Origin of the sequence: Paenibacillus tianjinensis, assembly GCF_017086365.1 — a bacterium.
Taxonomy (GTDB): domain Bacteria; phylum Bacillota; class Bacilli; order Paenibacillales; family Paenibacillaceae; genus Paenibacillus_AQ; species Paenibacillus_AQ tianjinensis.
Genome location: NZ_CP070969.1, coordinates 1,994,072 through 2,017,671, shown reverse-complemented (window position 1 = coordinate 2,017,671; position 23,600 = coordinate 1,994,072). Strand labels below are relative to the sequence as shown.

Genomic DNA, 23,600 nt, shown 5'->3' with positions numbered 1-23,600 from the left:
GTAAGAAATGTCTGTGTAGAAAATGTGTTGATAGTTTTGAAAGGAGCTTATTTTTTCGATCTTTTGTTCAACTTCAATACTCTCAGCACCAGAAACAGGCTTATCCCGATAAGTACTGCACAGATCAGAAATGTTTTCACTATATAACCGAAATGGAGCAGTGAGTCGCTTTGGAAAGAAACGGCTGAAAGGGTCATACACATTACACCTATTCCCATAAAGAAAAAGGCGATAAGCCATTCTATTTTCTTCATTTGCTGTGTCCCCCCGGGTCCGGCTGCCGCTGAAAGTACACTTCAAACCGGGTTCCTCCGCCTAGCCTGCTTGTAACCTTTATCTTACCGCCCTGCAGCTCGGCCAGTTTTTTTACGATGGATAGACCTAATCCGGTTCCCCCGAATTGACGTGCACGGGATTTCTCCACTCTATAGAACCGTTCGAAAATATAAGGCAGGTCTTCCTCAGGAATCCCAATTCCCGTATCTTCAACGCTTAGGATTACAGAGCTTCCGGCGTACTGCAGACCCGCTTGGATACTCCCCTTCTCTGTATAACGGATCGCATTCTCCAGCAAGTTCAGGACAATCTGCTCCATCCGTTTACCATCACCGCGGACCAGTGTAACAGGCCCGGAAGATTCGAACGACAGGGCTAACCCTTTTTCTTTTGCCTTCAATTTAACTTTTTGAACAGCTTGTTCAGTCAGGTCAGAGAGGTTGAGCTCTTCTTCCAGAAGGGATATCTTCCCTTCTTCCATTTTGGCCAGATCGAACACATCATCGACCAAATGCTGCAGCCGGACCGCCTCCTGATAAATGATATCCAGATATCGGTCCTTCTCTTCCTCGGTCTCATAAAGGTGATCCTTAACCACTCTAGAGTACCCTTCCAAATAGGTAATGGGTGTCCGCAGATCATGTGATATGTTAGAGAACAGCTCTTGCCGGCTGTCCCGGTAATGCTGAAGATCGGCCGCCAAATCATTGATGGCCTCAGCCAAACTGCCCAGTTCATCCCTGCTTGTGATCTCAAGTCGGGTTTCCAGCTCACCAACGGCAATTTTCCGTGTTGCCTTTTGCATTTGCAGCAGCGGACGGGACAAGACTTGCGCGATAATCCATGTAATTCCCATGGCCAGCAAGAAAGCCCCCATTCCGGATAGTACCAATAAGTTCCTTACCCCGGATAAGGATTGCTCCATTTGTTCCGTAGAGGCCATTACATAAAGGGCTGAGGTAATAACACCACCTTTAGTGACCGGTTGGCCGGAAACAAAGTAACGATGACCTTCCGGGTCTTTATACATCAAGCTAACGATTTTACCGCCAAAAATCTTGTCGAGATCCGAACTTCGGATAAACGACCGGTCGGCCGAATCATGAACACCGGAGTGCAGATTTACGGTCCCATTGTCCAGAATATTAAAGATACTGACATTCGAAAATTCCGCAAAGGTCATCATGGTCTGCTCGGAGGTGACATCGGTTGCATTCGCCATGACCGTAAAGTGTGAGGCAATCTCTTCCGTTTCTTTTCGCATTTCGGCAGTATAAAAATTCGTGAACATTTTATCGATGGCAAAACCCAGGAATAACAACACAATCAGGAATACAGTGATGATCACTGACCCGAGCTTGATCCCAATCCGGTTATTTCTCATCCTGATACTCAGCCGCTTGAAATTTATAGCCTACTCCCCATACCGTCTGAATCGGGTTATAGCTCATTCCGGCCCGCTGCAGTTTCTCACGAATATTCTTAATATGCGTATCCACCACCCGGATTTCACCCTCATAATCATATCCCCAGACCCGTTCTACAAGCTCCTCGCGGGTGAAAGCACGCTGCTTGCTCTGCGCTAACATCATAAGAAGATCAAATTCCTTTTGGGTAAAATCTACAGAACCCTCTTGAATGCGGACCTCCCGGGCATCCGGAAAAATGTTCAGCTCGGGGAAATCCAGGACCCTTTGAGGAGGCTGCATCCCCTGTGTGATTGTAGACCTGCGGATTAACGAATAGATTCTGGCCAATAACTCCTCAGGTTCAAAGGGCTTCGTCAAATAATCATCTGCGCCTACTCCAAGTCCATGGATTTTGTCTTTGGTCTCTGTTCGTGCCGTAAGCATCAGAATAGGGATGTTCCCGGTTTCTCTCACGGCCTTACAGACTTGCCAGCCATCCATATCAGGCATCATTACATCCAGCAGTATGATATCAAAGGAGTGTTTCTTAATCATAGACAGTGCTTCATGGCCCGTTGCGGCTTCCTGGATTCGAAAACCTTCCTTCATCAGATAAATGCGAAGCAGATTCCTCATATTCCACTCATCATCTACGATTAATACCTGTAGTTTAGACATTATCCACCTACTCCATTTTTTTATGAACAAATGACCAATTAATGGCCGGCATGCGGGTTCCCGCCTGATGCAGGGGAAATCTCAAGCATATCATCGATTTCACTCTGGGCAGCAGCAGAAATTGCGTCTTTGCCGCCGGTTACCCAGGCATGATTATAGGGACCTTCTGCAGGTGACTTCTGATACTTCGGTTGGACATTCATCAAATACTCCATCACGGAATCCGGCAGTACATCCTTTTTGGTGAACATTAACGGGGCGTGTTTGCCCAGATGGCTAAAAGGAGCCGCAGCAATGGTCAGCATGGTTGAATCTGTGGTCAGAAATGAAAAGTTATGTCCCGCCGTAGTGATTCCCCAGCCAAAATCATTGCTGGTGTCTTTATATTGGGCAAAAGCGACCGCATTCTCATACGGATTGTCACCATCAATCCGGGTTACCGTTCCATAAGCTGCTAATTCGTCTTCAACTTTGCTGGAGATCACCGAATCCGGACCCAGGACATAGATGGCCGCCTTACCTTCGCGCTTATTCAGGGCTTTCACTGTGGCAGCAGGGATTTCGTCCTTCTTCACATAGAGCAACGGTTCAGGCATGTGGGCGATCCAATTTACAGCAGGCAATGTATATTCAGGACTGTCCATAGACCCGACTATGACGGCCTGTGGAAGCTCCCCCGCAGCTTTGGCATAATAGGCATCAATGGCCTCTGCTATAGCTGCCGGCTCGTCTCCTTCTATTTTATCGATTTTCATATCCAAGGTGTTCAATTGCTCCTCAACGCTTGACGCAACCGGACCTACAATGACAATTTGAATGCCTTCATTCCCTTCTGCGCCCATCGGCTTCAACCGTTTAAGCTCCTCTAAAGTCACAGCAGGAACGCTTTCTTTATCAAAAAAGAGAACTGGCCCGTTGCTGGGATGATGAATCAGATCCGTGCTTACGGCCGCAATCTGCCAGTTGTTCACATCGGTCAAAACCACACTTGAGGGTCTGTTATTATCTGTCTCTGCCGTCCAGAGTGTGCGGGAGACAAGAACGGCTGCCTGAACTGGATCAGACGTATTAACCCTTGTTGTATTTTTGGTGCCAACCCATGGTTCTGTAACCGCGGTTTCCGTGGTTACGTTGGCTGCAGCATTAGAGTTTTTATTGCCTGCCTGGCATCCGGATAAAGCCGCACTTAATATCAACGCTATTGTACCAGTAATTAATATCTTTCTCATTCTCATACCTCCAATTTGCAATATTCCAATTTTAATAACCATACTTTACCCAAAAGGTGTGTGGAAACGATGAAGTCAAGCGAGTTCTTTTTATGCCCCTATTGGGCTATAATTATAGTTAAATAAGCTTATGGGGTGTATAGATGAACGAAGACAGGTATGACAATGTGGATGGATTGATGGGTGCTTTCCAGCAATTCTCCCGGCTTAATTGGCAAAAAACGACAATGTTTGGGCTGAAGCCAAGTGAGATCCGGGTACTGATTGCGATCCGCATGAACAAAAAAAGAACCGGAAAGGATACGCTGACCGTCTCGGAGGTCAGCCGGCTGCTGCGGGTGACCTCTCCGACCATTACGCAAATGGTCAACAGTCTGCTCAGCCAAGGCTACGTAGTGCGTACCAGCGACACTCAAGACCGGAGAATCAGTGTCATCCAGCTGACAGAGAAGGGCGAACTGTTCGCTGATAAAGCGGTCGCAAGGATCCGTGACACGTTCAAAGGGATGATTGATTATTTAGGCGAGGAAAAAAGTGAACTGCTGATTGAACTGCTGAATGGCGTTCATGCCTACTTTGAGCAGCTTAACGATCAGCCTGATTCCTTATAATCTGTATAAAAAAAGCACCAAAGCCCAGGCTTACAGCCTAGGTTTTGGTGCTTTTGTTCTATTCTATTGCTGATCCGGCCGGTCCGGCAGCTGCAGCAGATAGCTGTTGGACAGATTCAGCAGACGCTGAACGGCCGTAAACTGTGCTTCAGTAGAGCCGCCTGGAAGACTAGAGTTATCCAGCAGATTGTAGTTAGTCCCGTCGGCATAAGCATCCCCTGTTACGTAGATGCTCTTATCGTTAATGAAGGAGCCGGTCGGCAGGAAGTGTCTGACCGGCAGCAGGTTACTCTGCTGGTTGAACAGATCTTCCCCGAAATGCAGCTGATTCTCTACTGACACTCCAAGCAGATTGGCAACAGTCGGCAGGATGTCTACCTGTCCGCCCGTCTGGCCCATTACGGCAGGCAGTGCGGCACCCGGCGAATGGACGATAAACGGAATGTTGAACATATCCGTGTAGCCGTAGTCATGGCCGACCAGTTCATTGATCAGGTCCTTTTCACTGCTGCCCAGAGTATACATGGGCACGCCCTGATGGTCACCGTAGAATACGACAAGACTGTCATCCCAAAGTCCGCTTGTCTTCAGCTCCTCCAGAAATTGCCCCATGGCATAATCCGCATAATTCTGGGCAAGGATATAATCACCAAGCAGTGTGCCTTCATAACTTTCAGGAAGCTTCATTTTGTATTTGTCCTCTGGAATCCTGTAAGGATGGTGGGCGCTCATCGAAATGACCATCGCATAAAATGGCTTCTCCCCGGCATCCATTTTGGCAAGCTGAGGGACTGTTTTCGCGAACAATATTTCGTCCGAAGATCCAAAAGCAATATGGTCATCGTCCCCGTAGAATGCCTGATCATAATACTTGTCAAAGCCGATTGCTTTATATAAATCTCTGCGGTTCCAGAACTCCACACTGTTGGTATGGAACGTAGCCGTATCATAACCGTTCGCGCTCATAAGCTTCGGCAGGCTCGGGACCGCTTTTTTCATATAGGGCGATGAGGTCGCAGGTTCATTCTTAGGCACATAAAAAGATGTATTCACAACAAACTCGGCATCTGAGGTTGTACCTTGCCCCGCATTGGCATAAAAATTGTTGAAGTACGTATTTTCCTTAACCAGCTTATTCAGATTCGGTGTAATTTCCTGCCCGTCAATGGTCAGCCCGATCAGGAAGTTCTGGAAGGATTCCATCTGTACCACTATCAGATTCTTGCCCTTGTCGGCTCCAAAATAAAGCGGTGCAGCAGGTTCCGTGATTCCTTTGGTCTCATTAACGGCCTGCTGGGTAATCTCTTTGCTGTCGATCAGTGCCTCGTCCTCTGTGGTATCGGCAAAAAGAGTATACAGCTCGTAATTGAGAATCCCCATGCTCTCGGCTTTTTTAATCTCGTTCATGCTTGCATGATTGGGCCAGATATTAAAGAGGCAGAGTCCGATTGAAACAGCGGTAATGAAAAGAAGCACCGGCCGGCTCATGCGGATCGCCCCTCTTTCCTTCCATCTAGCAATGTATTTCGGGCGGAACATAAAGAACAGGAAGAAGACAATATCGACAAAAATAAACAGATAATAAGGTGTAATCAGTGAATAAGTGCTTTCTCCCACCTTGGTGACTTTATCTGCCTGCTGAAGCGCATGATAGGTAGCAATAACCCCGTAATACTTGTAGTACATCAGCACGGAAAAATAAATAACTGTAATCAGCAGATTCGCAATCATGTAATACAATATTTTTCGTTTCGATGCCAGCCATTCGATCAGGCTGAACACGATAATGAAGAATGGAATTTCCGTAAACACCATGCTCCAGTTAGGACCGTCAGTGAATACGACAAACCAGGCCACTGCGCTTTTGATAAGCAGCACAAGGCTGAATAGAATAATCGGTCTATTTAACAGATTGGTAAAAGCGGATTTTTTGTTCATTACTGACCCCACCCCTTACTTCCATTCTTATATGCATTGATTAAGCTCCCGGTACTTCTCCTTCGCCAAAATTCGCTAATTTCAGAAAGGCCGTCATCTCTTTTCAGGAATAGGCAGCTTCAAGTGGTACCGGCACAATCCCATATTATACGCTCTATTCTGGATTTGGAGAAGATCTGATCCGGTAGCGGATCACTCTTTTTTTCAGCATGCAGATGACTACTACGTCAAGGAAACCGGCAAAGATCCGCTTAATAAAAGCATTGTTGGAGCTGCCGTGTTTTCTTTTCCGGTGTGTGACGGACACTTCAATCACGGAGAATCCATTCATAATGGCCAGCGTGGGCAAATACCTGTGCATGCCGTTGTACAGGTGGAAGCTGTCTGCCACCTCCCGCCTCATCAGCTTCAGCGGCGAAATAAAATCGCGGATATGCTCGCCGGTAAGCCAGTTGCGGATCATGCTCCTGACCTGTGCAGGAAGCTTGTAAAGTAAAGACTTCCCCTCGTTCATCCGCTTCCCGTTCACGAAATCCACCCTGCCGATAAACGGCATCAGCCTGAAAATATCACGGGGGTCGCTTCTCAGGTCCGCATCCATCAGGGCGATCAATTCCCCGCCGGATTGTTTTAGGCCCGCAGAGACGGCTGCTGTCTGCCCGCAATGCTTCTCAAAATGGATCACCTTTACCGCCCTGTCCGTTCTGGCCAGCTCATCAAGGATCCCGGCGCTCCGGTCCCTGCTGCCATCATCCACAAGTACAATTTCGTAGCTGTCCACTTTGTTCTTAACCGCATCCGTTATGCTCCGATGGAGCTCTAAAAGATTGTCTTCCTCATTATAAACGGGAACGACGATAGACAATTTGATCAACGGCTTCACCTCTGTACCAAGTATTTATATTCACACTGCCCCCGGAAGGTTACGGGCAGCAAGAAAAAACGGCTTAGCCGTCATCCTACCGAAGACGGGTTCCGTTTCTGACCTCTGCCGGACATTTAACTGTACTACTGCATTAAATCACAAAATAGATAGGTAATCAACCTAATCTTATTAGGTAAGAAAACGGCTGGTGCAGGGATTCCTGTACCAGCCGTTTTATAGAGGGATGGCCTAATCCGCGTTATCGTACAGCCCGATCAATTCATCGAAGGCGGAGATAATAACGTCAGAGCCTTTCAGTTCGTCCTGCCGGCCGAAGCCGGCATAAGCGCAGCCGATCACCGTCTGCCCGTTGCCTTTGCCGGCTTCTACATCGGATGAGCGGTCCCCGACCATCCAGGCGCTGCTGACTCCATTCTCTTTCAGTAAAATTCCCAGCAGCTCTGTCTTGGTTGCCGTCCCTTGGCCGCCAGCGCTGTACAATCCGTCGAACAGCTCTTTCAGCTCATGGACTACCACAATGCTATGGATATAATCCGCCAGTCCGTTGCTGGCAACGAACAGCCGGACTCCCCGTTCATGAAGAGCACGGAGGGTCTCAACTACATGAGGATAAAGCAGGGTCCCCCCGGCCTCCAGCCCTTCGATCTCCAGCTGCAGCAGCAGCTCATCCGCCCGCCGGTGCACAGCTTCATCAGCTTCCGGCATAACATTCTTCCAGATTTGCGCAAGCAGCATGCCTAGGCTGCCCAGAATACGTTCCTCCGGCGGCGTAGGGCCGGAATACAGCCCTTCCTCCCGCAGAATATCAAACATTTTATGGTAAGCAGGCAATAACAGGCTTTCCGTCTGGAACAGGGTTCCATCCATATCAAATACAATCGCTTCCGGTTTCTTAAGTTTCAGCTGCTGTGCTTCATAGCTCATAAGGTGAATCATCCCTTCTAAGTTGTTCCGCTTCTTCGTTCCCCGCTTTAATGATAATGGAAAGCAGCATATATTGTCTATGAACCCGAGTTGGGCATTGCTTCACCTCCCAAAGCCGTATTTGACGCTGAGGCTGGTCCGGTACGATGTCTGATTATCCGGCCCATATTCGCAAACAGGAAAGGCTGTAGCCCTAAGCCCTATGCTTGGGGTAGCTGCCGTCTTTTTTATGCTGTGAAAATTAAAAGGACCGGGGGCACACACTGTAAAAGTGCGGCATTCCTGGTCCCTGCTGTACTAATTTAGCTATAAAGTTCAGAACAAGAATTATACCTGGTCAAAGCTGGCGATCAATTCGTCCAATACATCCTTGCTGACCATTTTACCCTTGAAGTTAATCAGGTTCTCAGCGCTGCCGGAGAAAATGCAAGTAGGCTCATATTTTCTCAGGATAATCTTTTCTCCGTCGACGAAGATTTCAAGCGGGTCTTTTATGTCAATTCCCATTGTTCTGCGCAGCTCAATCGGAATTACGATCCGTCCCAGTTCATCCACTTTTCTTACAATACCTGTTGCTTTCATCAATATGCATCCTCCCTTGAATAAACACTTTATATAATCATTTGTGTTAAAAGCTTTCAAAGCTTCTAAATAGTAGTAATGATTACGCTATATCTGCATTTTAAAGTGCTATTTCTTCCCTGTCAAATTTATTTCTACATCTTTTGATGTATATCGACAAATTATTCGACAATGTTTAGAGATATTTCGACAAAAAATCATGTACTAAACTTTTTTAGGCAATTCCTATTTTTAATGGCTGTGTTTCCTTTTGTATATACCTTCTTGAGATTAAAAAGTTCTGCATCACAAAAAAACACCCTCCGCTACCTGGATAACTGCTCCAGTTCACGAAAGGTGACTCTATACATCCGGTCCTTTAGACCCTGACGCAAAAATTATGCATGGATCTCAAATAATCTGGCTGTCTTCCCGGCAGGAATGGACACAGTCAGGCTCCCCCCGCTCTTGTCCCAGCTCCACTCAGAGCTATGCTGCTTAGGGTATGCGCAGCTTACCTCGGCATCCAGCCCTGCCAGCTCCGGAAGCGGAAGGGTGATTCCGCTCTCATCACCGCCAATCCTCCAAACCGCCAGGTAACGGGTATTGCCGTGCTGCAGGCCGAAGCTAACCCACTGGCCACTGCTACCCGGCAAACCGAGGGGCCAGAACGGCACAGCCTGCGGAATATGGGCGCGGATGGATTTGTAATAATGCAGCGCTTCCTTAACGAGCTCCCTGCGCCGCGGCTCAAGCTCGGCCAGATGCCCGCTCTGATGCACGCGGAGCAGCAGCGCGTTAACCATATTGAAGATGACCTCCTCGTCATCTCCTTCACGCAGCGGATAAGACCACACCGCGGATTGCTCCGGTGTCAGCGCCAGCGGTGAACCCGCAGCAATAGCCGCATACTGCACATAGTCCTCCTGATCACTCGTGGACTGGATGCTGTGCCGGCTGAGCATTGCATAGTCCATGCGCATCCCGCCGCTGGAGCAGTTCTCGATCACGAGGTTCGGGTAACGTACAAAAATGCGGTCCAGCCAGGCCAGATACGCCCGGTTATGCTGCAGCAGCCCGTCGCCGAAGCTGTCTGCGTCTGTTTCCGTACCTATGCCTGCGTTGATGTTATAATCCATCTTGATGTATCCGACACCATACTCTTCCACCAGGCGTGCAATTACCCCGTCGGCATGCTCTATCACCTTAGGACTGCGGTAATCCAGCTGATAACGGCTGCGGTCCTTAACCCGCTTGCCATGGCGCATAAAGAACCAGCTGTCATCGGTTTCCGCCAGCTTCGGACTGTTGATCCCCATGACTTCCAGCTCCAGCCACAGGCCGGGGATCATTCCTTTGCTCCGGATGTAATCCAGCACATATTTGATCCCCTCAGGGAATCGCTCTCCGGAAGGCTTCCACTCGCCTACGCCATCCCACCATTCGCCGGGTGCATACCAGCCGGCATCAATGCAGAAATATTCGCAGCCGACATCTGCGGCAGCATCGATTAGCGGCAGCAGCTTCTCTGTCGTCGGACTTCCCCATAGACAGTTCATATAGTCATTGAAAATAATCCGCAGCAGCTCATTGTCCTCATTCGGTCTACGGATGATCCGGCGGTAAGCGGTCAGCTGCGCGGCAGCAGCCTTAATCCCGCCTTGCACAGAACCGGCGGCTACCGGAACTGAAACGAATTCTCCGCCAGGTGCAAGCTTCAGCCACCAGTGGTTGTCATGCTCCGTCGGTCCGCTGACCAGCAGCGTCAGCTGATCATACTGGTCGGTCAGCTCCCAGTGCCAAGAGCCGTTATGCTCAATTTGCCAGAACAGGCTGCTTCCAGTCTCCTTGTTATGAAGCACAGCCATCGGTAACAGTTCGGCCGCCGACCAGGAGCCGGTGTTGCTGGCGGCGATCCGCTTGGAGCCGCGGTCGGCCAAATGCGACATCCCCAGCTCCGGCAGCCGGTAGGTCCGCCATTGCAGCTCACTTTGCCACCCACTGTGCGCCAGTGTCACTTCAATTTTATCCCCCCGGTCTGCACTTCCTTCTTTGTCTATCCCGGTAAGTGCAAAGGAAGAGATATATTCCACTGCAATCTCTTCCTTTCCCTCATTCTTCAGCACCGTCCAGGAACGCACAATTTGTACGCCATGATAGAACTGAAAATGCTGTATTGCCTTAACTTGAGTCAGCGGATCCATCAGCGTTAACTCCAGCTTGCGGCCCAGCGTATTCACCGTGTCACTGTGTCCGCTATAGATCATCCGCAGTCCGGGATACGACGCACGGTGCGTCCGGCCGTGGTATTCGGCGCGGTCCTCACCGGACAGCTGGAGCTCCAGCAGCCGGAACCCCGGTTTATTCTTATCCTCGATCACTCCTGCCTCAAGCGGCGTTGCCCCAAAATGCAGCAGCCGGACATCCAGTTCTTCGGTAATCTCAATCGTAAGATATAGTCCGTTTTCAGTAATCTCAATCAGCCTGCTAGTCATATCCCGTATAGCCTCCTGACAAATGATGGTGTCTCTCCGTCTCTCCTGATTATAAGGCCTGTCTTAATATTCGTAACTTTTGATTTTTAGAGCATTTGCGTTAGCGGCGAAGCAGCGGAGGGGAAGTTTGGAATTGGAGGAGCGGCAGCGTCCGCCTTTATGTTTGGATTTCAACTGCGGCCAGCAGATATAATCAGGAAATCCAAACATAACAGCGGCCGGAAATCCAAACATTCCCCGCAGTTGCGATAAGCCGCAGAGCTATCCGCTTTAAAAACTCTGTTACACAACAAAGACGGCCCCGCCGGTAAAAGAATCTTACCTTCGAGACCGTCCCGGATCAAATGAGTTATGGTTTATTCTGCGGAGCCGAATTGGATCCAGGCTTTTTGGATTTCGTCGATCGCCTGATCTTTAGTCTTGCTGCCGCCGATATAGGCCTGCATCAATTCACCGAATTTCTGGTGGAAGGTATCCAGAGAGTAGTTGACCGAGAGGTCGCCGGATTTCTCTGTTTTCAGGATTTCTTCCATTTCCTTAGGCATTTGCAGGTCAGGCATCGGTGCATCTTTGATTGGCGGAATTACTTTGGCCACTGTGGAGAACCAGCTCTTGCCGTATTCGGATGTGTACAGCCAGTTGAAGAATTCAATCGTTTCAGCGGCCACAGCGGAATCCTTGTTAATACGAAGCGCCTGGTCGGCACCGGTAATGATCTGTGACTGCTCAGGCTTATCACTGACAGGGTAGCCGGCGATGCCAAGGTCGAAGTCAGGGGTAATTTTCTTGATAGCTTCTTCATCCCATGCGCCCTTACCGGTCATGAAGGCTGCTTTGCCCAGGGCAAAGTCGCTGACTTCGGCGTTGCTGTCACGTTCCAGAGGTTTGTCTGTTCCGTGTTTAAGCGTTGTATCGATGAAGTTGAAGAAGTTATCGTACAGCACCGGATGATCCTTGAAGGTGGTATCTCCGGCGATGAATTTAGCTACAAGTGATTTAGCATCCGTTCCCGCATCTGTTGCTGCTGCATCCACGAAGTGCTGGAAGATATGCTTCCATACCCACCACTCTTTGTAGGCATTGACGAATGGTGTGATGCCTTTAGCTTCCAGCTTGGTGATCGCATCATCCAGCTCAGCCGTGGTCTTCGGAACTTCAGTGATGCCGGCATCGGCCAGCAGCTTCTTGTTGTACATCAGTACGAACAGGTTGCCTTTAACCGGCAGTCCCAGCACTTTGCCGTCAGAGGAGCTCATGTTGGAACGTACGGCATCGGTCATTGCTGCGGCAAGCGGTTCATTGGTTAGATCGGCACTGTATTCGGCAAAAGTATCAATATCTCCGCCGGCTGTGGTCTGGAATACGTCAGGTGTGCTGCCTGCGGCAATTTTTGATTTCAATACCGTATTATAGTCAGCCTGCATAATTTCCAGGTTAATGGTTACATTCGGCTTCACTTTTTTGTATTCAGCGATGTAAGCATTGAAAGCATCCGTGTACTCGGGAGATGCGGTAAACATATTAATCGTTACAGGCTTGGACGAATCCGTAGCAGCAGCGTTATCCCCGCCGTTTGTTCCAGCCGTATTGTTAGCGGCATTATTGTTGCCACCTCCGCAGCCGGCCAGCAATCCTCCGGCGAGCAGCAGACTAGCAGAAACTGCCATAAATCTTTTTAACATGGTGTTGCCCCCTTTTCCTCATACATCTTGTGGTCTTGTCCATATTCTAAATAAAAAGAAAAAGGATAAGAATGTACATAAGTGAACTTCTGAGGGTAAAAAAGTGGGCTAATGTAACCGTTTCACTTTTCTGCCTCCGAGGATTGAGTCCGGAATTCAGAAGGCGAACAATCGTAATAATTGCGGAATGCCTTGCTGAAATAGTTCTTGTCCTTGTAGCCGAGCATTTCGGAAATATCCTGAATTTTGAGCGCGGGGTCAGACAGCAGATCCTTGGCTTTGTCCATTCTCACCTTTTGCACATACTCATGAATGCCTACTCCGTATTTCCCCTTAAACAGTTTCATCAAGTACTCTCTGCTCAGGAAATATTTATCCGTGAACATCGATATTTTAATATTCTCAAAATAATGGTTATCGATGTATGCTTTAATATTTTCCAGCACACCGCCCCGGTTACCGGCCAGCGATTTGCTGATTTCTCCGGTGTAGATATCCAGAATCTCATTCAGAACACCTTCGAACTGTGCAAACGATTCAAAGTCGCCGCTTATGCCAAGGCCGCTGAGACCTTTATCCTTGCCGCTGCGGAGCAGCGGAGGCACCGCATCCATCTCTCCCGCGATATCGCTTAGCAGAATCAGGAACTCGCGGATGGTACGGTCAGCATCTTCCAAGCTGAAATGAGCCGAGGACTGCCACTTTTGGGTGAACTCGTTCAGAATGCTCTTCGCATGTGCACTGTTGCCGCTCTCCAGAATATTGCGGATCTGCGGCATCCTTCCTGTAAGTGAAGGACCATCCTTGGCCTCCAGTGCGGCCGCCGCGCTTCCTGTGACGAAGATATTTCCTTTCAGCTGCAGCAGATCAATATCATCGAGCGCGGTTTTAGCGGTCTCATAGGACTGCGCCAGATCCAGGCAATCGCTGTACGTAGCACCGATCCCGCCGGCACAGGTAATGCCGAACAGCTCCTTCAGGGTCGAAGCAGCCTTCTTCAGGTGATGCATGGAATGGAATGCCGCATCTCCCTCATAGCTGCCCTTCATCGTAAAAATAGCGATAAATTCACGCTCATTCTTCGGGCTGGCAAAGCTGAACGCCTCGAAATGACCGCCGCTGTTCTCATTAATGACATTGGTTACCGCAAAATGCATCAGATCGCGGTCCTCATGAAACCGCTCGCGGCGCACCTGATCCAGATTAAGCAGCCGCAGAACCCCTGAGGTGAAATGGTTGCCGGAAGCGTCCGCGCCGATAAGCGGCAGAAAGGCTTCATTCGACTGATTCTTGAAGCTGCGCTCAAGGATCGACAGATACATTTTCTCTTTCAGCTTCGGCAGCGACATGTTGAGTGTAATGTTCTTAGTAATGAACTCGCTCTGTTTCTGGCGTTTCGCTTCCAGCACATCAATTGCTTTACGCAGTGCGCTGTTGAGATCGCTACGGTTTACCGGCTTCAGCAAATAATCCACCACTTTGGAGCGGATGCCTGCCGGGTATATTCGAAATCATTGTAGCCGCTGATTACTATCAGCAGCAGGTCGGGAAATTCGCGTTCGGCAATTTGCAGTAGCTCGCTGCCGTTCAGCTCAGGCATCTTCATATCAACGAGTGCCAGATCTATTTTGTGCTCACGCAGCATCGCCAGTCCGACCTTCCCGTCGGTCGCTTCCAGCACCTCGCTGACTCCTAAGCCTGTCCAGTCCCCCAGAATATTGATCGCTTCGCGCAGCGGTTCCTCATCATCAATAATCAGCACTTTATACATGTTGTCCATGGCCTCCCCGCGGTAACCGCATATCCATTGTTGTACCATTCTCGTCACTCGAAATGACCAGTCCTGCATCTTCTCCATACAATAGCTTCAGGCGTGTGTTTAGATTTTTCAGTCCGATGCTCTCATGCCCGCCATCCTCAGCGGAATCCCCGCCAAGCTCCTCCCACTGGATCTGCAGCGAGCTAAGCACCTGCTCCAGCCGCTCCGGGCTGATACCCGGCCCGTTATCCATAACCGATATGACACTGTATGCCGGAGTAATATGTGCCTCAATCCGGATCGTAATTGTACTGGATACTTTCTCAAGCGCATGCTTAATGCAGTTCTCTACCAGCGTCTGAATCGACAGCTTAGGAATCCGCAGCTCCTTCAGGCTCTCCTCCCAGTCAACCACCACCTGCATCCGGGTACCGAAACGGGCTTTCTGCAGTGCCAGATAACGCTCAATATGCCGCAGCTCCTCACTTGCCTGGACCACATCCCGACCGCTGATGCAGTACCTAAGAGTGAGAGCCAGGTTGTCGACCATCTCAACAATGTCATCATTATTGTTTTTCAGCGCCTTGGTCGAAATTGCTTGCAGGGCATTATATAAGAAATGCGGGTTAATTTCCGCCTCCAGTGCTTTGAGCACTGCGTTTTTTTCAACAATTTTCATTTTATAGCGTTCATTGATCAGCTCATTCGTCTTCTCAACCATTTTATTGAAATGGCGGGACAGGTAGGCTATCTCATCATTGCCTTCCACTCTGGCCTCGGCATCGAAGCTGCCTGTACTGAACCTTTTCATCTGCAGAGACAGATTTTTCAACGGGCTTGTGATCCGGTTGGAGATGAAGCTTACCAGAATGACAGAGACAATCAGAAAAAGCAGCCCGATTGAATAATTGAGCTTGCGGGTTGTTGTCGCCGCTTCGTAAATTTCTTTATAGGGAATCGGTTTGATCAGCTTCCAGCCTTCTTTTTTGTTGATGTCATAAATGACGAGGTACTTCTCTTCTTCATCAGACCAGGTGAGCTGTCCGCCCTTTGCCGGGCTCAGCTGCTGCAGCAGCCCGCTTGCGGCGCTTTTCGCAAAGAACTCCTCGTCATCGACCACAAACGGCTCATCATCCGGGCTGACATACATCAGGTGCTCCCCTTTTGCAAACGGAATGTCCTTCATAATCTCATCCGTCACACTTGAATTGAAGTACAGGGACAATACGGCCTGCGGCTCACGGGAAACTATGGAGCGCAGCAGCCGGTGATAGCCCATGAAGCTGGTATCCGTATTAACCGGATAATCGCCCTTCTCCACGCTATCTGTTACAAAAGACTGGTACGAGCGGTTATTCGGGCTATTCAGCGCACGCTTGTACCAGGTCAGGTTCTCGATCGGCGGATGCTCAGCGACCCGGACGGTAATATTATAGTTCTCTTTGGTGACATAATAATATTTGTGCTCCTTGATGACATAGAGGTAAATCGCCTCCAGGTCGCCCCGTGAAAAATACAGGTTCTTCAGATAACTCTCCACATACATCTTGGAGGCATAGTCCTCCGATTCGTGGAGAATAGCATAGGTAATTTCGTCATAGGAAATTTGCGGCAGGGATAACTGCTCTATTCCATCAAGGTAGCTCTCCAGGTTCCGGCCCACCAGCAGCAGGTTGTTGCTCGTGCTCGCTATGCTGCTGTTTACGGACTCTTTGCGCAGCATGCCATAGGAAATGAATGTCAGTGAGGTCACCACGAGGATAATAATAATGGAGAACAGCAGGATCAGTTTGTTGGCCAGACGGCGCGAAATCCGCTCCATCAGCGGCTCGAACAGCTTTTGCAGGGTTGTTTTTATGATAATCGCAGCCTCCTCCGCTTGCATTTTGTGTCCGCTTACAGTTCACTTTTTTACCCCTAACTGTCTTCTTAAATCCATTTTTGAGTATACGGCGCTGCTCTATAATACACAATATAGACTAACCGGAATGGTTAGGTGTGGCAAGCGGGGTCAATACTCCCACCCTATAACTCCAGAAGAGGTGCAACCATGTTAAAATCACTCGGCAGAAAATGGCGCGAGAAAACGGAATTCGGGCTATTCACCCTCCCCGTTCTCATCTGTATCGCTGTAGCCTTCTACGTCCCGTTTATCATGACCATCCGCTATTCGATGACCAAATGGAACGGAATTTCCAAACATCCTAAGTTTGTTGGCTTGGACAATTTCAAGCAGATTTTTACCGGGGACACCAATTTCTCCGATTCCGCCTGGTTCACGATTAAATATGCGGTACTCTATATCATTATCGTCAACGTGCTGGCTATTCTGCTCGCCGTTCTGCTTGATATGAAGCTGAAATCCACTTCCTGGCTGAGAGCGGCGTTCTTCATTCCTTATATTCTCAGTCTGGTTATTGTCGGCTTTATCTGGAAATTCATCTTCATGCAAGGTTTCAATTCACTGGGCGACAGCACAGGCTGGTCGATCTTCGGACTAAGCTGGCTGGGGACGCCGGGGCTGGCTTTTATATCTATATTAGGTGTATCCATCTGGCAATCCATCGGGTTCTATCTGGTTATCTATATTGCCGGACTGCAGTCGGTACCGGAAGATCTCAAGGAAGCCGCTACGGTGGACGGAGCCGGACCGCTCAGACGATTCTTCAGCATTACCCTGCCGCTGCTCGCACCGTCAATCACTATTTCGGTATTCATGGCGCTTACCAACTCAATTAAGGTATTCGACGTGATTCTGTCGCTGACCGGCGGCGGTCCCGGAGGAACTACCTACAGTATCGCCTACGACATTTACCGTGACACATTCCAAAACAATCTGTACGGCTATGGTACAGCAAAAGCGCTCATTCTGTTCATCGCAGTGCTGATCGTGACGGTCATTCAGCTTACGTTCTTCAAACGAAGAGAGGTTGAGGCATAATGAAAACAAACAATAAATCAGGCAAAATTATTCTAGAGGTCGTTCTCGTCCTCCTCTCCCTTCTGTTCCTGTATCCGCTGTTCCTGACCATTATCAACTCGTTCAAAAGCTTCAGCGAGGTGATGACCGACGTTATCGCTCTGCCTAAGCATATTACCTTTGCCAACTACTCTTATGTATGGGAATTCATAAACTATCCGCGGCTGTTCCTGAACAACTTCATCATCACCGCACTGGGTCTGCTGGGGATCGTATTCGTCTCCTCTATCGCGGCGTACAAGCTGGCACGGACCAAGACCAGATGGAGCGGGGTTATCTATTTCCTCTGTATTATGCCGATGCTGATTCCGTTCCAGTCGATCATGCTGACAGTGCTGCAGACAGCCAAGAACTTGAACCTGTCTGAAAGCATCTGGGGCCTGGGACTGCTCTACTGGGGCTTCGGCGCACCGCTCGCAGTGTTTATCTATCACGGCTTTGTCAAAGGGATTCCGCTGGAAATCGATGAAAGCGCCACGATCGACGGGGCTTCCGGCTTCCGCTTATTCTTCAGTGTGATCTTCCCGCTGCTGAAATCCGTAACGACCACCATCATTATCATTGACGTGATGTGGATCTGGAATGACTTCCTGCTCCCGCTGCTTATGGTCAACGGCTCACCGGACACGAAGACACTGACACTCGCTGCTTATACATTCGTAGGCCAATACACCTCGGACTGGCAATACGCAATGACGGCCATGGTTATGGCGGTACTCCCATCCATCGTCGTGTTCATCTTCCTGCAAAAGTATATCGTCAAAGGCGTTGTCGCCGGAGCGGTCAAGGGCTGATACCCACATGACAAAAAGTGCCGCACAGTCCGAATGGACTGTGCGGCACTTTTTATGTAGAGCGGTTAATAAGCATAAACACTCCACTACAATCTCCCTTAGACCGCTCTGGGAGCAGCAGGTGACTTATTAAATCCGCTCAAATTAGTTGCGTTCTGTACAACTAGAAATCGGATATAACTGCGCTCGAACCATCTAACTGTATTCTATGCAACTACTTTTAGACGATTCAATAATCAGATGCTGTATGCTGCCTTATAATTGTACGAAATACAATTAAACGGCTTGGGTAAGGAAAAAACGTTAGTATACTTGTATAAAGTGCAATTGCGGCTCGGGGGTGCGGCCAAGGAAATGCATTCCCGCCTGGAAACAGATCAGTAGGCTGATAACAGCGCGATAGGAACCGGGCCCGGAGATAGCTATAGATTGCGCTGAGTTATTGGCAAGCCCGAATTAGGCTTGTAATTTAAGCAGGCCTTGCAGCTCACAGCTTCTCGCTGACCGCTCCATCCGGTGCAATCTTCGCATTGAACGATAGCTGGTTCATCAGTCTGATCGTTTCTTTATTATAGGCTTCGCCCATGAAGTTCGGCTGTCCGCCGATGATCTTCACCGGTCTAATCCGGCTCGAAATGCCGGACTCGCTGATCGTGAAGTCAGCCAGCATGGACCGCAGGGTCTTCTCCCCGCCGCGTGTGGAACGGTTGAACACAAAGTTACCCAGAGAATAGTAGATCGGTTTGTGCTTGTAATACTCGATCCCCATCAGGCAGTGGCTGTGAGCACCCAGGATAATATCCGCACCGCTGTCGATCATCTGCTTCGCAAGCGTCCGGGCGTATGGCTCCGGATAATCCTTAAACTCCTCATTCCAATGAAGATATACAATGGTATAATCATTGTCCTTGGCGGACTTCCTGATGGCTCCCAGCAGCGGCTCCGCTGTGTAGGCTGAAGCAGCTCCCGGACTGGTCTTGCCGGCATACCACGAAGGTCCGGACAGTACACGGCTTGCCCCCAGAATGGCGACCCGTTTGCCTTTGACCGTCTTGACATACGGCATGAATGCCTGGTCAATATTGCTGCCCGCACCTGTATGGCCTATCTTGTATCTGTCCAGATGGGTCAGGGTATCGAGCATCGCTACCTGCCCGTAATCGAGGATGTGGTTGTTCGCAAGCGAAACACCGTCAATTCCGGCAAGCTTAAGTCCGCCGAGCGCTTCAGGCTTGGAGCGGAAGGCAAAGGTCTTCTCCGCCGCCTTTCCCCGTACGGAGACCGGGGTTTCCAGATTGGCAAAAGCAATATCTGCCTTCTGCAGGGCAGGAGCAACTTTGGCAAAAGGAAAGTTGATTCCATATCTGGCAATCTGTTCACCCACGAAACCGTCCAGAAGAATATCCCCGGCAAAGGTTAGCGTAATGTTGTCAGCCGCCTGCGCCTGTGATGTCCCGCCATATACGCCGGGTGCAGGAATAAGCAGGAATAAAAGCATGGTAAGCATAGCAAATCTGCGCAATTCTTTAGACCCCTTTTATTTGATATGCTATCTACTATACTGGAAAAGGATACCTGTCTAAAGAGTATAAAGTCCTGCTAGATTTGCGCTTTTTTCAATACGGCCCGGAAACAGTTTAGACCGCCCCCGTTATCGGTACGCAGCGCATCTGCCGGCAGATTGAAGTCCGTCTCCCCCCAATACTGAAATCCCGCCTGAAGCAGCAAATCGTTCATAACGGCCAGATTAACGATCGGATAGTCAAAAGTCAGCACCAGGAGCCCTTCTCCGTTCAGCGTTCTGTGAAACTCCCGCACGGCCAGGGCAGCGTCCTCCACCGATAAATGCTCAATAACGGAGATGCAAAAAATAGTATCGAAGCTTTCATCCGCGTAGGGCAGCTTCGTGAGATCCGCTTGCGTCAGGTGCAGATTTGCAGTGCTTCTGTCCATGACCTGCTTGGCTGATTCGATGCCGATATCGTCAGCGATCTCCTGGATAACCGCCTCCTGCGACAAAATCCGGGCATCGATATCGCAAGCGTAGACCTCGGAGCTATATCCGGCCAAATAAAACTTTAGCGGATGGGAAATCCCACAGCCGGCATCAAGCACCACATCATGAGGCGAGATAAAGTTTGTACACCATTCGTATTCATAAGGCTGGCTCCACCAGGATTCCGGCAAATCAAAAATCAGCTTTTCTCGGCGGGCATCGGCATTCACAAAGAAACGGGAGACATACGGATGTGTCGGCATGGCCAGGACTCCTTTTAGAGGAAATTCGGTAGTGAGAGTATATTCAGAAATCCCCGAATCATGCCATTACCTTACACAGCCGGGCCTATTTAACAAAGGCGGTGATTTATTAAGGATTGCAGCAGATTTCTTTGTATACTAAAAACGGACTCCCAGGTGGGAGCCCGCTGCAAAATTCGGATAGGATTCGTAAGGCTTACCGCATCTCTCTTACACGTAATAACTGAGCAATTTGGCATCAACGCCGTGTCTGCTGATCAGCGTGTCCAGCATTTTGTTCCAATCCGTATCCACGGTACAGAGCTGTGGATGGGCTTCAAACCATTCAACCGATCGATGAATTCCCTCAGCAAACGGAACGGTTGCTGTGAACTCCGGTACCAGACGTTTGATCTTGCTATTGTCGAACACACTGCTCACCGCCTGGTCACCAATCAGTCCGTCGGCTGTCCCCGCTGGGGTATACGCTGCAATAAAGTCTGTGGAGATATGCACCACCTTCGGTTCTCTGTCGGCAGCCACTCCGATGGCAGCATAAATCTGATTCCAGTTCAGCGATTCATCGGAAGTAATATGGAACGCTTCACCGATCGCTTCAGGATTCCCCAGAAGGCCGACAAAGCCCTTGGCAAAATCCGTATTATGGGTCAGGGTCCAGAGTGAAGTGCCGTCACCATGAATCACAATAGGCTGCCCTTTGCGGATGCGTTCCACCAGCGACCACGGATGGGCCCAGCTGGTCAATGCCGCCGGAATCGCCGAAACTCCATAGGTATGCGAAGGACGGACAATCGTAACCGGGAAACCGCTGGTACGGTGCACTTCCAGCAGCAGCTCCTCACAGGCGATTTTATCACGCGAATACTGCCAGTACGGATTAACCAGCGGGGTCTCTTCGGTGATCAGATAATTCTTCTGCGGCTTCTGATAAGCAGATGCCGAGCTGATAAAGATATACTGTTTCGTTTTGCCGGCGAACAGCTCGATATCCGACTGCACATGCTCCGGCGTAAAGGCGATCCAGTCCACCACGACGTCAAATTCATAACCCTTTAGTGCCGCAGCAGCCCCCGCCGCATCGCGGATATCGCCCTGGATCACTTGCGCCCCTTCCGGTACGAATTCATTCCGTTCCCCGCGGTTGAACAGATACAACTCCATTCCCCGTTCCACGGCCAGCCTTGAGACAGCCTCACTGATTAAACCCGTGCCTCCGATAAAAAGTACCTTCATCTGTATCTGCTCCTCTCTCTTAATTAATCCGTTAGCCGATAATTTCAGCAATACGCGACAATACCTCTTCCGTCAGCTCCACGCCTGAAGCCTTAACGTTCTCCTCCACCTGCTCCGGACGGCTGGCCCCGACCAGCGCACTTGCTACATTAGGCTGCCGCAGAATCCAGGCCAGGGCCAGATTGCCCACCGAAATATCCAGCTCTGCAGCTATTTTACCCAGCTCATGCACCTTGGCGATTTTCTCTTCCGTAACCCCTTTGCGCATCCAGTCCAGCTTAGCAGCACGGCTGTCCGCAGGAATATCCGCTGCAGAGCTGTATTTGCCGGTCAGTAACCCCTGGGCCAGCGGAGAGAAAACGACTTGTCCAATCCTTTTGCGTTCGCCGAGCGGGATAATCTCCTTCTCGATGTACCGCTCAAACATATTATAAATCGGCTGGTTAACCACAATATGATCCAGCAGATAACGATCGGCAACCGCCAGAGCTTCAGTCATTTGTGCAGCCGTCCATTCACTTACCCCGACATAGAGCACCTTACCCTGACGGACCAGGTCATCCAATGTCCGCAGTGTCTCCTCGATCGGTGTCTCCGGGTCATAGCGGTGACAGTACATAATATCCACATACTCTACGCCAAGCCGCTTCAAGCTCGCATGACACTGCTCCGTGATATGCTTGCGTGACAGACCGCGGTCATTCGGCCCGTCTCCCATAACACCAAACACCTTGGTGGCCAGAACATAAGATTCACGGGGAAATCCGCGCAGGGTCTCGCCCAGGACCTTTTCAGCTGCGCCTTTTTCGTATACATTCGCTGTATCAAAAAAATTAACGCCTAATCCGTAAGCGGTTTCAATGGCTTTAACAGCATTCTCTTTTTCCACATATCCGCCATACGTTAACCAGCTTCCCAGACTGATCTCACTGACCTTCAGCCCTGTTCCGCCTAATCTGCGGTACTTCATTCCACACTTCTCCTCTCAGATATCCTCTATATCCGGCCCTTCTTAGAGCCAGCAGCTCCATGCACAATGTTTATTTTAGAACAGTTTGCCGCTAATTTCTATCTGATTATACGCCTATATAGTACGGCTTGCAAAAATAGAATAATAGATTAATAGTTTCTAAAGCACACTTGCTTTATAAAAGTAATATGCTATAATAAAATCAACAAAGGTTAACACGATCCAATTACAATTAATTAGGAGGAAATTTAAATGACAACCTTAAACATCGGAATTATTTTGGGAAGCACACGTCAAGGCCGCGTAAGTCCACAGGTCGGTGAATGGGTTAAAAGTATTGCAGATGCCCGTGGGGATGCCAACTATGAAATCGTAGATATTGCTGACTTCAAACTGCCGTTGCTTGGTGAAAGCGACGATTATGCACCTGCACAGGCGTGGGCAGCTAAGCTTGCGACATTAGACGGATTTGTATTTATCGCCCAGGAATATAACCACAGTGTAACAGGAGCACTCAAGAATGCCCTTGATTCCGCCCGTGAAGAATGGAATAACAAAGCCGCCGGTATCGTCAGCTATGGTTCCGCAGGCGGTGCGCGTGCAGCGGAGCATCTCCGGGGAATTCTGGGTGAATTGCAGGTGGCGGATGTCCGGGTACACCCTCTGTTATCGCTGTTCACCGATTTTGAGAACGGCAGTGTCTTCAAACCGGCTGACCTGCATACTGCCAATGTAAATGCAATGCTTGATCAGGTGCTGGCTTGGAGCGGAGCCCTCAAGACACTGCGCCAGTAATTTCATATTTATCCGTACCGTTTTACGGGAAGGGGCTGTCCCAAAAGCCATGAAATGGCTGCTTGGGATAGCCCCTGTTTTTTTAAGTAGGATCAACGTGAGCACTTGGGTGGACGCTCCG

The 23,600-nt window shown here is 49.5% G+C and carries 21 protein-coding genes; 4 read left to right on the top strand and 17 right to left on the bottom strand.

The window, feature by feature from the left end; all coding sequences use genetic code 11:
* Positions 1-47: 47 nt before the first annotated feature.
* Genes JRJ22_RS08640 through JRJ22_RS08625 form a run of 4 tightly spaced genes read right to left on the bottom strand, consistent with a single transcriptional unit; the run spans position 48 to position 3,592 of the window.
* Positions 48-254, bottom strand: a complete 207-nt coding sequence (locus tag JRJ22_RS08640; RefSeq protein ID WP_206104085.1) for a hypothetical protein — start codon at positions 252-254, stop codon at positions 48-50.
* Positions 251-1,660: a sensor histidine kinase gene (locus JRJ22_RS08635; protein WP_206104084.1), complete on the bottom strand. Its 1,410-nt coding sequence runs from the start codon at positions 1,658-1,660 to the stop codon at positions 251-253. Before JRJ22_RS08635 ends, JRJ22_RS08640 begins: the two co-directional genes overlap by 4 nt.
* A complete protein-coding gene (locus tag JRJ22_RS08630; RefSeq protein ID WP_206104083.1) occupies positions 1,650-2,363 on the bottom strand; it encodes a response regulator transcription factor in 714 nt (237 codons plus the stop codon). Before JRJ22_RS08630 ends, JRJ22_RS08635 begins: the two co-directional genes overlap by 11 nt.
* 38 nt (positions 2,364-2,401) lie before the next feature.
* On the bottom strand, positions 2,402-3,592 hold the full coding sequence (locus JRJ22_RS08625) for a cell wall-binding repeat-containing protein (RefSeq protein WP_206104082.1): 1,191 nt from the start codon (positions 3,590-3,592) through the stop codon (positions 2,402-2,404).
* A 143-nt stretch (positions 3,593-3,735) separates the two neighbouring features.
* Here JRJ22_RS08625 and JRJ22_RS08620 point away from each other — a divergent pair, with 143 nt between their 5' ends.
* A complete protein-coding gene (locus tag JRJ22_RS08620) occupies positions 3,736-4,203 on the top strand; it encodes a MarR family winged helix-turn-helix transcriptional regulator (RefSeq protein WP_206104081.1) in 468 nt (155 codons plus the stop codon).
* Positions 4,204-4,266: 63 nt separating this feature from the next.
* On the opposite strand, the gene JRJ22_RS08615 is transcribed toward JRJ22_RS08620, so the two are convergent.
* The 9 genes from JRJ22_RS08615 to JRJ22_RS08580 all read right to left on the bottom strand — a co-directional run bounded on the left by JRJ22_RS08615 (position 4,267) and on the right by JRJ22_RS08580 (position 16,333).
* The gene (locus JRJ22_RS08615) at positions 4,267-6,141 is read right to left on the bottom strand and encodes an LTA synthase family protein (protein WP_206104080.1); all 1,875 of its coding nucleotides are present in this window, start codon (positions 6,139-6,141) and stop codon (positions 4,267-4,269) included.
* A gap of 154 nt (positions 6,142-6,295) precedes the next feature.
* A complete protein-coding gene (locus JRJ22_RS08610; RefSeq protein ID WP_206104079.1) occupies positions 6,296-7,015 on the bottom strand; it encodes a glycosyltransferase family 2 protein in 720 nt (239 codons plus the stop codon).
* A gap of 240 nt (positions 7,016-7,255) precedes the next feature.
* On the bottom strand, positions 7,256-7,951 hold the full coding sequence (locus JRJ22_RS08605; protein WP_206104078.1) for an HAD family hydrolase: 696 nt from the start codon (positions 7,949-7,951) through the stop codon (positions 7,256-7,258).
* A gap of 327 nt (positions 7,952-8,278) precedes the next feature.
* Complete coding sequence (locus tag JRJ22_RS08600) at positions 8,279-8,536, bottom strand: AbrB/MazE/SpoVT family DNA-binding domain-containing protein (protein WP_054939792.1); 258 nt, start codon at positions 8,534-8,536, stop codon at positions 8,279-8,281.
* Positions 8,537-8,910: 374 nt separating this feature from the next.
* Positions 8,911-11,007 carry a glycoside hydrolase family 36 protein gene (locus tag JRJ22_RS08595; RefSeq protein ID WP_206104077.1) on the bottom strand — a complete coding sequence of 699 codons (2,097 nt, stop codon included), beginning with the start codon at positions 11,005-11,007 and terminating at the stop codon, positions 8,911-8,913.
* Between the two features lie 356 nt (positions 11,008-11,363).
* A complete protein-coding gene (locus JRJ22_RS08590) occupies positions 11,364-12,689 on the bottom strand; it encodes an ABC transporter substrate-binding protein (protein WP_206104076.1) in 1,326 nt (441 codons plus the stop codon).
* 122 nt (positions 12,690-12,811) lie between these two features.
* Positions 12,812-14,164: a DNA-binding response regulator gene (locus tag JRJ22_RS08585; RefSeq protein ID WP_332461373.1), complete on the bottom strand. Its 1,353-nt coding sequence runs from the start codon at positions 14,162-14,164 to the stop codon at positions 12,812-12,814.
* The gene (locus JRJ22_RS29535; RefSeq protein ID WP_332461372.1) at positions 14,149-14,460 is read right to left on the bottom strand and encodes a response regulator; all 312 of its coding nucleotides are present in this window, start codon (positions 14,458-14,460) and stop codon (positions 14,149-14,151) included. Before JRJ22_RS29535 ends, JRJ22_RS08585 begins: the two co-directional genes overlap by 16 nt.
* Positions 14,453-16,333, bottom strand: coding sequence for a sensor histidine kinase (locus tag JRJ22_RS08580; protein ID WP_206104075.1), 1,881 nt, complete (start codon positions 16,331-16,333; stop codon positions 14,453-14,455). The genes JRJ22_RS29535 and JRJ22_RS08580 overlap by 8 nt, the downstream gene beginning before the upstream one ends.
* A gap of 165 nt (positions 16,334-16,498) precedes the next feature.
* Here JRJ22_RS08580 and JRJ22_RS08575 point away from each other — a divergent pair, with 165 nt between their 5' ends.
* A complete protein-coding gene (locus tag JRJ22_RS08575) occupies positions 16,499-17,389 on the top strand; it encodes a carbohydrate ABC transporter permease (RefSeq protein ID WP_054939788.1) in 891 nt (296 codons plus the stop codon).
* Positions 17,389-18,222 carry a carbohydrate ABC transporter permease gene (locus JRJ22_RS08570; protein WP_206104074.1) on the top strand — a complete coding sequence of 278 codons (834 nt, stop codon included), beginning with the start codon at positions 17,389-17,391 and terminating at the stop codon, positions 18,220-18,222. Before JRJ22_RS08575 ends, JRJ22_RS08570 begins: the two co-directional genes overlap by 1 nt.
* Positions 18,223-18,709: 487 nt before the next feature.
* Here the strand turns inward: JRJ22_RS08570 and JRJ22_RS08565 are convergent, their stop codons facing one another.
* From JRJ22_RS08565 to JRJ22_RS08550, 4 genes are all read right to left on the bottom strand, one after another.
* Positions 18,710-19,729 (bottom strand): CapA family protein, encoded by a 1,020-nt coding sequence (locus JRJ22_RS08565; RefSeq protein WP_206104073.1) that lies wholly within the window; start codon positions 19,727-19,729, stop codon positions 18,710-18,712.
* A gap of 92 nt (positions 19,730-19,821) precedes the next feature.
* Entirely contained in the window at positions 19,822-20,481 is a 660-nt protein-coding gene (locus JRJ22_RS08560; protein WP_206104072.1) for a class I SAM-dependent methyltransferase, read from the bottom strand.
* A gap of 210 nt (positions 20,482-20,691) precedes the next feature.
* Positions 20,692-21,714 carry an SDR family oxidoreductase gene (locus JRJ22_RS08555; RefSeq protein ID WP_206104071.1) on the bottom strand — a complete coding sequence of 341 codons (1,023 nt, stop codon included), beginning with the start codon at positions 21,712-21,714 and terminating at the stop codon, positions 20,692-20,694.
* Positions 21,715-21,745: 31 nt separating this feature from the next.
* Entirely contained in the window at positions 21,746-22,684 is a 939-nt protein-coding gene (locus tag JRJ22_RS08550) for an aldo/keto reductase family protein (RefSeq protein ID WP_206104070.1), read from the bottom strand.
* A gap of 252 nt (positions 22,685-22,936) precedes the next feature.
* Between JRJ22_RS08550 and JRJ22_RS08545 the strand changes: the two genes are divergently transcribed.
* Entirely contained in the window at positions 22,937-23,479 is a 543-nt protein-coding gene (locus tag JRJ22_RS08545; RefSeq protein WP_206104069.1) for an NADPH-dependent FMN reductase, read from the top strand.
* Positions 23,480-23,600: the final 121 nt, after the last annotated feature.